Origin of the sequence: Rahnella sp. PCH160, from assembly GCF_047784855.1 — a bacterium.
Classification (GTDB): domain Bacteria; phylum Pseudomonadota; class Gammaproteobacteria; order Enterobacterales; family Enterobacteriaceae; genus Rahnella.
Genome location: NZ_JBLOGT010000001.1, coordinates 1,826,416 through 1,839,341 on the forward strand (window position 1 = coordinate 1,826,416; position 12,926 = coordinate 1,839,341).

Here is a 12,926-nt window from a genome sequence, read left to right on the forward strand (position 1 = left end):
ACAGCGATAAAAGAAAGCACCTTTCAGCCACGGGCGGTTATGATTTTTGTATCAATAACGATGAAAAAGGGCGCAAACATGACAGACACTCTCCGGCTGGCAATTATCCTCAATCCTGATCTTCCGCCCGGATTACTGGCGAATACGGCGGGGGTGATTGGTATTGGTCTGGCGGCAAAATTTCCGATGCTGGCAGGCCATTCGCTGTGCGATGCAAAAGGGATGGCCACCGACGTTATCTCGAAATACCCGCTGCCGATTTTACAAGCGACGCCGGATCACATTAAGGCGCTGATGTTCAAAGCGCTTGAGGCACAAGGGGAGCGCAGTGTGGTGCCATTCCCGGCTTTTGCCCGCACGATGCATACGTTTGAGGAATACGAACAGGCTTTCCCGCTGCGGGATTTATACGATGAAGTGCTGGATGGCGTGGGTTTTGTCGGGCCGGAAAAGTGGATTAAATCGCTGACAGGAAATCTCAAGTTATTACGTTGAAACCATAAACAAAAAAGACCGAATACAGGAATCGTATCCGGTCTTGTCAGAGACGCTTTTTCCCTGTCAGTTCGTCACTTTGAGCTGCGGGTAGCGTTTGAAAATGGTCAGGCACCAGACAAACGCGATACACCCGAGCAGACCACCGGCATAACCGACGTTGCTCATTTCCAGATGCAAACTCACCTGATTACCAATCAGCGCGCCTGCACCGATACCAATGTTATAGATGCCGGAAAGCAGCGCCATCGAGACGTCAGTCGCATCGGTCGCCAGTGCCAGCACGCGCACCTGCATCGCCAGGCCGATAATCATCATTGCCAGCCCCCAGACGACGCAAAGTATTGAAATAGCGACCGGATTCATTACCGCGACAAACAACAGCAACATGCTGAGCGTCACCATCAAAATCGGGCCGCTGAGCATCGCCGCCGGGAAACGGTTGCCGAGCACGCTGAACAGGATGCTGCCGAAAATCCCCGCGCCACCGAAGATCAGCAGCAGGAATGTGGTGAAGTTTTCACCCATATTGGCCACGGTCTGGATGAACGGTTCGATGTAGCTGTACGCCGTGTAGTGAGCGGTCACTATCAGTGCGGTCAGAACATACATCCCCACCAGCGCCGGACGGCGGAACAGCATCGGCACACTTTTCAGGGAACCGGTGTGTTCGCTTGGCAGCGGCGGCAGCAGTTTAATCAGGCAAATCAGCGTCAGCAGCGCGACGACGCCGATGCTCATAAACGTGGTGCGCCAGCCAAGATACTGACCAATCACGCGCCCGAGCGGCAGCCCGAGAACCATAGCCAGCGCGGTGCCGGTGGCTAACATACTCAGCGCCTGTGTTTTTTTACCGGCCGGGGCGACACGGATTGCCAGCGAGGCGGTAATTGACCAGAAAATGGCGTGGGCGAGGGCAATACCCACGCGGGATGCCACCAGACTCCAGAAATCCCAGGCGACGACGGACAAAATGTGGCTGGCGATAAACAGGATGAAAATCGCGATCAGTAAGCGCTTTCGCTCAATATTGCGGGTCAGCAGCATCAATGGCAGTGACATCAGTGCGACGACCCACGCATAGATGGTGAGCATCAGGCCAACCTGTGCTGTCTGCATATTGAAACTGGCGGCAATGTCGGAAAGCAACCCGACAGGCACAAATTCAGTGGTGTTGAAGATGAACGCGGCAATAGCCATCATCACAACGCGAAGCCATGCTGTCCTGCGCGAAACGGTATCTGATTGCATTGAAATTTATGACTTTTTAAGAAGGTGTAAAGATCAGGCCTTCGACGCGGAAAGCCTTCTGAGGGCATAGTGTGTTTTATTTGTTCTAAAAATGAAACAGAAAATTGGCCTAACAGATAAATGTTTAGGGGACAATTTTAGTTATGGCAGATGTGACGGGCGTCACTCACTTTTTAGCCGGATGCCAGCACCAGTGCCACGGCTCATAAATGAATCCCCACGGATTATCCTGTGCAAACGACATCACAAAGCCAAAGCGCGCAGCATTGGCCTCAAGCCAGCGGAAAGCATCGGTTTCGCCAAAGATACCGGTGACTTCATCGCAGCCGGGAGTATTGATATCCACGGCGCAACCGGTGTGATGTTCACTGCATCCGGGCGGTGCCAGTGAGGTAAAAAAGTCTTCCGGCACGATCCCGGCTTCTTGTTTGGTGCGGATTAATCCGGCCTGATAATCGAGGCTGCGCCACGCGGAAACCAGATAAATGCCAATACCGTCGGCGGCGGCCCGTTGCTTCATCTCTCGCCATGCCTGTGCGGCGGGCGCGATCAGCCGGAAGATTCTGCCGGTATCGGCGTCAGTTTCAGCGTCCACCAGTAAGTGCTCACTGACCTCTTCGAAGTAAGGCAGCGTGCGGTGCGCAATCACATCCGGGTCGATATTCAGCTCAAGAAGAATCTGTCCGGTTCTGGCTTTCAGCGCCGCCTGATTCATGCCTTTTCATTTCCCGTGCGGGTAATCACGTCGTTCATCACTTCTGTCATGGCTTTACCGGAAGAACGCATGGCGTGCTGATAATGTGACGCTGCGGCGACAAACGCATTAAGCAATTGCGTATCCTGCTGATGTTGCTGATATTCCGGGTGCCACTGGACGCCAAGGCAAAAATCATACCCTTCGCATTCAATGCCTTCGATCACACCGTCCGGCGCATAGGCGTTGACGATGCAACCCGGCCCGACGGATTTCACCGCCTGATGATGCGAGCTGTTCACTTCATAATGATCACGGTCGACTGAACGGCTCAGCAGCGTGCCTTCAACAATTTCAACCGGATGCCGCGCGCGTTTTTTGCCCCCGGCATTTTCGGTGTCCACCGTGGTGCTGTGTTCAAGCGCATCGGGCAGTGCGTCGGGAATGTGCTGATGCAGCGTGCCGCCGGTTAAGACGGCCAGCAATTGTTCGCCGCCGCAAATGCCCAGCAGCGGCATATTGCGTTGCATCGCGCCTTTGACGATGGCTTTTTCGAATTCAGTTCGGCCGGGTTTCAGGCGCACCTGATCGCTGTTTTGCGTCTCATTAAACAGCTCAGGAGGGACATCAAACGCGCCGCCGGTCACGACAATGCCGTCGCACAGCGCCAGATATTCGTCGGCCAGTTCAGCGTGGTGTGGCAACGCCAGTGGCACCGCACCCAGCTCCGCCAGGCTGCTCATGTAATTCTGACGCAACGCATACCAGGGAAAATCGGCGTAACCGCCCGCCTCTTCACTGTCCAACGTGACACCGATGACTGGTCTGGATTGAAATTTTGTCTGCATTCGTCCGGGTCCCTGCCATGAAGCTGAATAACAATCAGAAAATTCACAATATCAAGTCGGGGTCGACGCAAACAATATAAATTATCAATAGGTCGTATTTTCAGGATTTAGCTCTGGTTTTATCACCCGTTCAGGTGGTAAGACAGGTCGTTTTCTGCCCTAACCCTGCGTTTTCCTGACAAAATTTCGATGCAGGCTGACACTTCCTGATAATTTTCTGTCGGCGTCTTCAATATTCATTCTCATTTACCTCTTAACATTGGGGATGCCTGGAGGCAAAATGAGCGCGTATAATTCACGCGGGCGATTGAAATGGAATTTCTTAATTGCTAACGAAATCTTTACGTTGTCCTAAAAACAGCCACCCGACCTTTTCAGGGATAATGCGCTGTGACTATCGAATGAATGACATAAGAAAATCTCTGGTTGAAGGTCTTATTTCAGCTGTTTTCTCCCCATTAATACTGCGAAACCAAGAAATTTATGCTGCCGACTGCCTCTTCTCGTTCCAAAAAACGCACCATCGTGTGGGTTATTGTCGCCATTATCGTTGCTGCGATCTTGGTCTGGTTTTTTGCTTTCCACCAAAGCGATTCTGATCACACGGCCAAAAAAGGTCCGGGCGGTCGGGGCGGTATGCGAGCGATGCGTGGCCAGATGATGATGGGCATGGACACACCGGTGCAGGCAGGAAAAGCCACGCAGGCGGATGTCCCGGTTTATCTGCGTGCGCTGGGTACGGTCGTGGCGAATGCGACAGTCACCGTGACCAGCCGGGTCGACGGCCAATTAATGAAGGTGTATTTCACCGAAGGGCAGAAAGTCGCGCAGGGGCAGTTGCTGGCGCAGATTGACCCGCGCAGCTATCAGGCGACGCTGGAACAATATCAGGGTGATCTGGCACAGAATCAGGCACTGTCGAAAAGTGCTGAACTGACGTTAGCGCGCTACCGCAAACTGTATGCGCAGGATTCCCTGGCGCGTCAGGATCTGGAAAGCCAGATGGCCACCGCCGGTCAGTATGCAGGCGCAGTGAAAGCCGATCTGGCACAAATCTCGGCGGCCAGGCTGAATCTTGAATTCGCTAAAATCACCGCGCCGGTCAGCGGGCATGTCGGTCTGCGTCTGGTTGACCCGGGCAATATGGTCACCAGCAGTTCCACCACCGGTATCGTGACGATCACCCAAACCCAGCCGATTGCTGTGACCTTCAGCGTGCCGCAGAGCAATCTGCAAACCTTACTCAAAGCGCTGCGTGGCGGAAATCAGTTGCCAACCACGGCGTTTAATCAGGACGGCAGCGAAGTGCTCGATCAGGGCAAACTCCAGTTTATCAGTAACGAAATTGACACCAGCACCGGCAGCATCAAGCTGAAAGCGCTGTTCGACAACGCCGATGAGAAGCTCTATCCGAACCAGTTTGTGAACGCCCGCTTACAGGTGTCCGTGCTGAAAGACGCCACGGTGATCCCGGCGGCGGCGCTGCAACTGAGCAGCGACGGCGATTTTGTGTACGTGGTGAAAGCCGATAACACCATTGAGCGCCGTTCGGTGAAGTCCGGCCCGGACTTTGGTGACGATCAGGTAGCGATTTTGTCGGGGGTCAATCCGGGTGAGCAGGTGGTGACGACGGGGATTGACCGTCTGACCAACGGCGCGAAAGTCCAGATCGTGACAGCAAACTCACTGGATGCGGCCGCAGCGGGCGGTTCTTCCAAAGAGCGTCAGCAAAGCGGCGGCGTGGATAAAGCCACCAGCGGTGCGGATAACGCTGACGCCGGTAAAAACGAAGCCGGTAAAGACAGCGGGTCTAAATGAATCCTTCACGCCTCTTTATTCTCCGGCCAGTCGCGACCATTTTGCTGATGGTCGCCGTGCTGTTGTCGGGATTTTTGCCTACAACATGCTCTCGACCTCGGCGCTGCCGCAGGTCGATTATCCGACCATTCAGGTGACCACGCTGTATCCGGGTGCCAGCCCGGACGTTATGGCGTCGGGGATTACCGCGCCGCTTGAACGCCAGCTCGGCCAGATGGCGGGTCTGAGCCAGATGTATTCCACCAGCGCCAGCGGTTCCTCCATTATTACGCTGAAATTCTCGCTGGATTTGTCGCTCGACGTCGCCGAGCAGGAAGTGCAGGCGGCGATCAATGCCGCTGACAGCCTGCTGCCCAGCGATCTGCCCAATCCGCCGACCTATAAAAAGGTCAACCCGGCGGATGCGGCGGTGCTCACGCTGGCGGTGACGCCTGAATCGCTGCCGCTGACCAAAGTGCAGGATCTGGTGAATACCCGCGTGGCGCTGAAACTGTCGCAGATTTCCGGCGTCGGTATGGTGACGCTGGCGGGCGGGCACCAGCCTGCTATTCGCGTGCAGGTCGATCCGCGCAAGCTGGCGGCGCACAACATCAGCCTGGAAACTATTAATACGCTGATCGGTAACAGCAACGTTAACGGCTCCAAAGGCGGTTTCGACGGCCCGCATCACTCGATTACTATCGATGCCAACGACCAGTTACGTACCGCAGACGAGTACGGCAAGCTGATCGTTAACTATGAAAACGGTGCGGCGCTGCGTCTGAGCGATGTGGCGACGCTGTCCGAAGCACCGGAAAACCAGTTTTTATCCGCCTGGGCCAACAAGCAACCGGCGATCATTATCAGCGTTCAGCGTCAGCCGGGCGCGAACGTGATTCAGGTGGTCGATGCGATTAAAGCGCAGTTGCCGAAATTGCAGGAAGCCCTGCCGGAATCGGTCAAAGTCAGTATTTTGTCTGACCGCACGCAAACCATTCGCGCGTCGATCAGCGACGTACAGTTCGAATTGCTGCTGTCAATTGCACTGGTCGTGATGGTCACTTTCCTGTTCCTGCGCAATGTTGCGGCAACGCTGATCCCAAGCGTTGCCGTGCCGCTCTCGCTGGTCGGCACCTTTGGCGTGATGTATCTGTGTGGATTCAGCCTCAACAACCTTTCGCTGATGGCGCTGACGATTGCCACCGGTTTCGTTATCGATGATGCGATTGTGGTCGTGGAAAACATTTCACGGCGGCTGGAAGAGGGCGAAACGCCGATGCAGGCGGCGCTGAAAGGCTCGCAGCAAATCGGCTTCACGATAATTTCCCTGACGTTCTCGCTGATCGCCGTCCTGATCCCGCTGCTGTTTATGGGCGATGTGGTCGGGCGTCTGTTCCGTGAATTTGCGATCACGCTGGCGGTGTCGATTCTGGTGTCGATGATCGTTTCGCTGACGCTGACCCCGATGCTGTGCGCCTATTTACTGCGCCACACGCCGGTAGAAAAACAGAGCAAGTTTTACCGCAAAGGCGGCGAGTTTTTCGACAAAATCATTGCCGGTTACGACCGCATGCTGATCGTGGTGCTGAATCACCAGAACATCACGCTGCTGGTGGCAGCTGCGACGTTAGTCTTCACCGCACTGTTGTATGTGATTGTGCCGAAAGGGTTCTTCCCGTCGCAGGATACCGGGATGATTCAGGGCATCACGCAGGCTTCGCAGGACGTCTCTTTCAGTGAGATGGGACGTCGCCAGCAGTTACTGACGGCGGCAATTCTCAACGATCCGGATGTCGAAAGTGTGGCCTCTACTATCGGCGTGGACGGCAATAACACCAGCCTGAACAGTGGCCGTTTGCAGATCAGCCTGAAATCTTTTGATGAGCGCAGCGCGCGCGCGCCGGCGATTATCGAACGCCTGAAACAGGAAACTGCAGGGGTGCCTGGCATTGAGCTTTATATGCAGGCGTCGCAGGATCTGACCGTTGACGATCAGGTCACGCCAAGCCAGTACCAGTTCACGCTTGATGATGCCGACAGCGAAAATCTGGTGAAATGGACGCCGACGTTGCTGGAAAAACTCAGCGCTTTGCCGGAGTTCACCGGTGTGGTCAGCAACCTGCAAAATCAGGGGCAAATCGCGTATGTCGAACTCGACCGCGACGCCGCTGCGCGTTACGGCATTACGGCGTCAGACGTCGATACCGCGTTATATAACGCGTTCGGCCAGCGTCTGGTTTCCACCATCTTTACCCAGGCAAACCAGTACCGCGTGGTGCTCGAAGTTGCACCGCAGTTCCAGCAGTCTCCGGCCTCGTTTGATGATGTGTATCTGGCGACCAACAACAGTACGTCCTCATCCGGCACGGTCGCGACAACCGCCACCACGGCCTCAACGACGACGGCCGACAGCGGCGCGACCACCACCAATTCCGGTGCGACTAACGGCATGATCAAACTGACGTCGATTGCGAAAATTCATATGCGCACCGGCGCGCTGTTGCAGGCGCGACTGAATCAGTTCCCGGCGGTGACCGTATCGTTCAACCTGAAAGACGGCTATTCGCTGGAACAGGCGCAGCAGGCCATCAAAACCACTGTGGCAGATATCGCGATGCCTGACAGCATCACCCTGCGTTATCAGGGCGCGGCGGCGTCGTTTGAAAGCGCCACCGGCAACACGTTGTGGCTGATTCTGGCTGCGCTGCTGACCATGTATGTGGTGCTGGGGATTCTGTACGAAAGCTTTATTCACCCGGTGACGATCCTCTCCACGTTGCCGTCGGCGGCCGTCGGGGCGTTGCTGTCGCTGATCTTCTCCGGAACGGAATTCAGCCTGATCGCCCTGATCGGGGTGATCCTGTTGATCGGTATCGTGAAAAAGAACGCCATTATGATGATCGACTTTGCGCTGGACGCTGAAAACCGGCAGGGTTTATCGCCGCGTGAAGCTATCCATCAGGCGTGTTTACTGCGTTTTCGCCCGATCATGATGACCACCATGGCCGCGCTGCTGGGGCGTTGCCGCTGATGCTGGCGAGCGGATCTGGTGCTGAACTGCGTCAGCCGCTGGGGCTGGTGATCGTCGGCGGTTTAATCTTCAGCCAGATCCTGACGCTGTTCTCCACGCCGGTGATCTACCTGATGTTTGACCGTTTATCTCACCGCCTTAACCCACGTCACCGGCGTGCAGCACAGCGGGCGGAATAACCGATGAACATCTCGCGTTTCTTCATCTTACGCCCGGTCGCGACCTTACTGCTGACGATGGCGATCCTTCTGCTCGGTTTGCTGGGGTATCGTCTGTTGCCGGTCGCGCCGCTGCCGCAGGTGGATTTCCCGACCATTCTGGTGAGCGCCAGCCTGCCGGGCGCCAGCCCTGAAACCATGGCGGCCACCGTCGCCACGCCGCTGGAAAGGGCGCTCGGGCAAATCGCTGGTGTGACGGAAATGACCTCGCGCAGCTCGCAAAGCTCCACCAGCGTCATTTTGCAGTTCGATTTAGACCGTGACATTAACGGTGCCGCCCGCGATGTGCAGGCGGCGATCAACGCCTCGCGATCGTTATTGCCGAGCAGCATGCCGTCGCTGCCGACCTACCGCAAAGCCAACCCGTCGGACGCGCCCATCATCATGCTGGCGCTGACGTCGGCCACGCGCAGCAAGGGCGAGCTGTACGACATTGCCTCCAGCCAGCTGCAACAGAAAATCGCGCAGGTGAACGGCGTCGGGCAGGTTTCTCTGGTCGGATCTGCACTGCCGGGCGTGCGCATTGATTTGCGTCCGGAGGCGGTCACGTCTTACGGCATTTCCCTCGATACCATTCGTAAGGCGATTGCTAACAGCACCAGTAACCTGCCAAAAGGGTTGCTGCAAGGCGAGAATCAGTCGTGGATGATTGAAGGCAACGGCCAGCAAAGCACCGCCGCGCAGTACAAAACGCTGATTATTACCTACATCAATGGTTCGGCGATTCGCCTCAGCGATATCGCCAATGTTTATGATTCCGTTGAAGATAAATACAACGTCGGCTATTACAACAGCACGCCGTCGGTGATGATTGGCGTGACGCGCCAGGCTGGCGCGAACATGCTGGAAACCATCGAGGCAATCAAAGCCGCGCTGCCGCTGATGAAAGAAAGCCTGCCGGGCGACGTCCAGCTTAATCTGGCGCTCGACCGCTCGCCGAACGTTTCCGCGTCCCTGCGCGATACCGAAATGACTTTGCTTGAAGCCACGTTGCTGGTGATCGCGGTAGTTTTCGTGTTCCTGCGCAACTGGAATGCGGTGCTGATCCCCGCGCTGGCGCTGCCGGTATCGTTAATCGGCACCTGCGCGGTGATGTATTTACTCGGCTACAGCCTCGATAACCTCTCGCTGATGGCGCTGATCATTTCGACCGGCTTCGTGGTGGATGACGCCATTGTGGTGCTGGAAAATATTACGCGGCATATCGAGGAAGGCATGGGGCCGGTACGCGCGGCGATCAAAGGGGCGCAGGAAGTCAGCTTTACTGTGCTCTCGATGACGCTTTCGCTGATCGCCGTTTTCATCCCGATCCTGCTGATGGGCAGTATCGTCGGGCGTCTGTTCCGTGAATTTGCGGTAACGCTCAGCGTTTCGCTGATCATCTCGATGCTGGTGTCGCTGAGCCTGACGCCAATGTTGTGCGCCCGTTTTCTGAAACGTAAACCGCCGGTGGAAAAACGTCAGCCGCGCATTTACCGGATGATCGAACGTGGCCTGAACCGGCTTCTGGCGGCCTATTCCGCCGCGCTCGGTTGGGTGATGCGCCATCAGCTGGTCACGCTGGTCGGCCTGTTCCTCACCGTGATCCTCAATTTCTATCTTTATACGGTGGTTGAAAAAGGCTTCTTCCCGGATCAGGACACCGGCATGCTGATGGGCATGTTGCGTGCGGATCAGAACACGTCATTCCAGTCGATCCAGCCGCAGGTGCTGAAATACAGCAAGATCATTCAGGACGATCCGGCCGTGGAAGCCGTGATGAGTTCGGCGGGCAGCGGCGGGTTTGGGGCGCGTAATACCGCCACCTTCTTCGTGCGCCTGAAAGATTTTGATAAACGCACCGCGACCGCCAATCAGGTAGCCAACCGCCTGATGATGGCGACTGCCAAAGTGCCCGGTTCGCAGCTGTTCCTGATGGCGGCGCAGGATCTGCATATCGGCGGCCGCAGCGCGAATGCGCAATATCAGTACAGCTTACAGGCTGACGATCTTTCCCTGCTGCGCGAATGGGCACCGAAGGTACAGAAAGCGCTGGCGAAACTCCCGCAACTGACCGGCGTGGATTCCGACTCGCAGACCGGCGGGCAGGAAATCATGCTCAACATCGACCGCGATCGCGCCACGCAGCTTGGCGTGAACGTGAAAATGATCGACACGCTGCTTAACAACGCGTTCAGTCAGCGGCAGATCGCCACGATCTACAAAACGCTGAACCAGTATCACGTGGTGATGAACCTGACGTCGGATTACACCAGCAACCCGGACGTGCTGCACCAGCTTTACGTGGTGACCGACGCGGGCGCGCAGGTGCCGTTATCCGCTTTTGCGACGTTCAGCGGGGCGAATTCGCCGCTGTCGGTTTCGCATCAGGGGCAGACGGCGACCACGACCATTGCCTTCAATCTGGCGGACGGCTATGCGCTGGAAGATGCGCAGGCCGCGCTGAAAACCGCCATGGCGCAGATTGGTTTGCCGGACACCATTCACGGCAGTTATGCCGGTACGGCGCAGGCATTTGAAGCGCTGACCAAAACCATGCCGTGGCTGATTCTGGCGGCGCTGGCGGCGGTGTATATCGTGCTCGGCGTGCTGTATGAAAGTTACATTCATCCGCTGACGATCCTCTCGACGCTGCCGTCGGCCGGTCTGGGCGCGTTATTGCTGATGCTGCTGACCAATACCCAACTGACGGTGATCGCGCTGATCGGGATCCTGCTGCTGATCGGCATCGTGAAAAAGAATGCGATCATGATGATCGACTTCGCGCTGGATGCCGAACGGCGGCTCGGGTTGTCGCCGCAACAGGCGATCACCCAGGCCTGCCTGATGCGTTTTCGTCCGATCCTGATGACCACTCTGGCGGCTTTCTTCGGCGCTTTACCGCTGGCGCTGGGCAGCGGCGGCGACGCGGATCTGCGCAGTCCGTTGGGGCTGGCGATTGCCGGGGGTCTGGCGCTGAGCCAGATCCTCACCTTATTCACCACGCCGGTGGTTTACCTGTATATGGATCGCACCAGCCGAGCGACGCACCGTTTATGGCACCGTCTGCGCCCGCATGCGACACCGCCGGAGGTCAGCTCTCATGACTGATAAAACAATGAATTCTTACCCTGAAGCGAATCTGATGACTCTGCAAAAACCGCGTTTTCTCGTGTTCCGTCTTGCTCCGCTGGCGCTGGCCCTGCTGGTCAGCGCCTGTGCCGTCGGCCCGGATTACAAACGGCCCGACGTTACGATGCCGGTGGCGTTTAAAGAAGCCAAAGGCTGGACGGCGGCTGTCCCGAAAGATAACCAGAGCAAAGGCGAATGGTGGTCGGTTTATCAGGATCCGCAGCTTTCTTCCCTGCTGAGTCAGGTGCAGATTTCTAACCAAAACGTCGCCCAGTACGCCGCGCAGTACCGTGAAGCGCAGGCGCTGGTGACACAGGCGCGATCTGATCTTTACCCGTCCGTAGACGCGACCGCAGGCAGCACACGCAGCGCCACCTCGTCGTCCGTTTCCAACAAACAGACGGCGCAGCTCAGTGCCAGCTGGGAGCTGGATCTGTGGGGCAAACTTCGCCGCACGGCGGAAGAGCAGGATGCCAGCGCGCAGGCCAGCAAGGCCGATCTGGCGGACGCAACGCTCAGCGCTCAGTCCGAACTGGCGCAGGATTATTTCCAGCTTCGTGTCATGGATCAGCAAATTGCGCTGTATAAACAAAGCATTGATGCGTATCAGCGTTATCTGACGGTCATTCAGAATCAGTATGCGGGCGGGAATACCTCGCGCGGCACGCTGGCACAGGCGCAGACGCAGCTGGAAAGCACCAAAGCCTCGGCGCTCGACCTGCAATGGCAGCGCGCGCAGCTCGAACATGCCATCGCGGTATTGATCGGCAAACCCCCGGCGCAGTTCAGCCTGGCCGCGAGCAACGTGAAACTGAACCTGCCGGCGGTACCGGACGCATTGCCATCGCAGCTGTTGCAACGCCGTCCAGATGTCGCTGCCGCTGAACGCACGATGGCATCTTCCAACGCCGCGATTGGTGTCGCCACCGCTGCCTACTTCCCGGATCTGACCCTCAGCGCCAGCGGCGGTTATACTGGCTCCGCGCTGCATAACCTGTTCTCCCTGCCGAACCGCGTCTGGTCGCTGGGCCCGGAACTCAGCATGACCGTGCTCGATTTCGGTGCCACGCGCGGAAAAGTCGCGCAAGCCGAAGCGGCGTATGACGCCGATGTCGCCAGCTATCGCCAGAGCGTGTTAACCGCAATGCAGGAAGTGGAAGATTATCTGGTGGAATTGCACACGATCGACGCTGAACTTGTCGCCCGCCAGAACGCCGCCGACTCCGCCAAAGAATCCGCGCGCGTCACCAACAACCAGTATCAGGCCGGGATGATCGACTATCTCGACGTCGCCACCACCGAAAACACCAGTCTGACCCAGCAGCAAAGCGTTCTTTCGCTGCAAAGCACCCAGATGGTCACCAGCGTAAAACTGATCGCCGCACTGGGTGGTGGCTGGAGCGGGGATGTGGGGAAGTGATTTGAGATGAGTTAATCTCTACAGCAAAGACACATTTTTGTGGCCTTGCTGTAGAGATACT

The 12,926-nt window shown here is 56.8% G+C and carries 7 protein-coding genes and 1 pseudogene; 5 read left to right on the forward strand and 3 right to left on the reverse strand.

Features of this window, described 5'->3' with window-relative positions:
- Nucleotides 1-78: 78 nt before the first annotated feature.
- Nucleotides 79-495: a DUF2000 domain-containing protein gene (locus ACM5QY_RS08535; protein WP_416120180.1), complete on the forward strand. Its 417-nt coding sequence runs from the start codon at nucleotides 79-81 to the stop codon at nucleotides 493-495.
- A gap of 66 nt (nucleotides 496-561) precedes the next feature.
- On the opposite strand, the gene ACM5QY_RS08540 is transcribed toward ACM5QY_RS08535, so the two are convergent.
- From ACM5QY_RS08540 to ACM5QY_RS08550, 3 genes are all read right to left on the reverse strand, one after another.
- On the reverse strand, nucleotides 562-1,746 hold the full coding sequence (locus tag ACM5QY_RS08540; protein ID WP_416120181.1) for a sugar transporter: 1,185 nt from the start codon (nucleotides 1,744-1,746) through the stop codon (nucleotides 562-564).
- A 166-nt stretch (nucleotides 1,747-1,912) separates the two neighbouring features.
- The gene (locus tag ACM5QY_RS08545) at nucleotides 1,913-2,461 is read right to left on the reverse strand and encodes a M15 family metallopeptidase (RefSeq protein ID WP_416120182.1); all 549 of its coding nucleotides are present in this window, start codon (nucleotides 2,459-2,461) and stop codon (nucleotides 1,913-1,915) included.
- Entirely contained in the window at nucleotides 2,458-3,288 is an 831-nt protein-coding gene (locus ACM5QY_RS08550) for a gamma-glutamyl-gamma-aminobutyrate hydrolase family protein (protein WP_416120183.1), read from the reverse strand. Before ACM5QY_RS08550 ends, ACM5QY_RS08545 begins: the two co-directional genes overlap by 4 nt.
- 483 nt (nucleotides 3,289-3,771) lie before the next feature.
- Here ACM5QY_RS08550 and ACM5QY_RS08555 point away from each other — a divergent pair, with 483 nt between their 5' ends.
- The 4 genes and pseudogenes from ACM5QY_RS08555 to ACM5QY_RS08570 all read left to right on the forward strand — a co-directional run bounded on the left by ACM5QY_RS08555 (nucleotide 3,772) and on the right by ACM5QY_RS08570 (nucleotide 12,865).
- Nucleotides 3,772-5,106, forward strand: coding sequence for an MdtA/MuxA family multidrug efflux RND transporter periplasmic adaptor subunit (locus ACM5QY_RS08555; RefSeq protein WP_416120185.1), 1,335 nt, complete (start codon nucleotides 3,772-3,774; stop codon nucleotides 5,104-5,106).
- Nucleotides 5,103-8,295, forward strand: a pseudogene (locus ACM5QY_RS08560) (efflux RND transporter permease subunit). The gene ACM5QY_RS08555 and the pseudogene ACM5QY_RS08560 overlap by 4 nt, the downstream one beginning before the upstream one ends.
- Nucleotides 8,296-8,298: 3 nt before the next feature.
- Entirely contained in the window at nucleotides 8,299-11,424 is a 3,126-nt protein-coding gene (locus ACM5QY_RS08565; protein ID WP_416120187.1) for an efflux RND transporter permease subunit, read from the forward strand.
- 34 nt (nucleotides 11,425-11,458) lie between these two features.
- Nucleotides 11,459-12,865, forward strand: coding sequence for an efflux transporter outer membrane subunit (locus ACM5QY_RS08570; protein WP_416122852.1), 1,407 nt, complete (start codon nucleotides 11,459-11,461; stop codon nucleotides 12,863-12,865).
- Nucleotides 12,866-12,926: the final 61 nt, after the last annotated feature.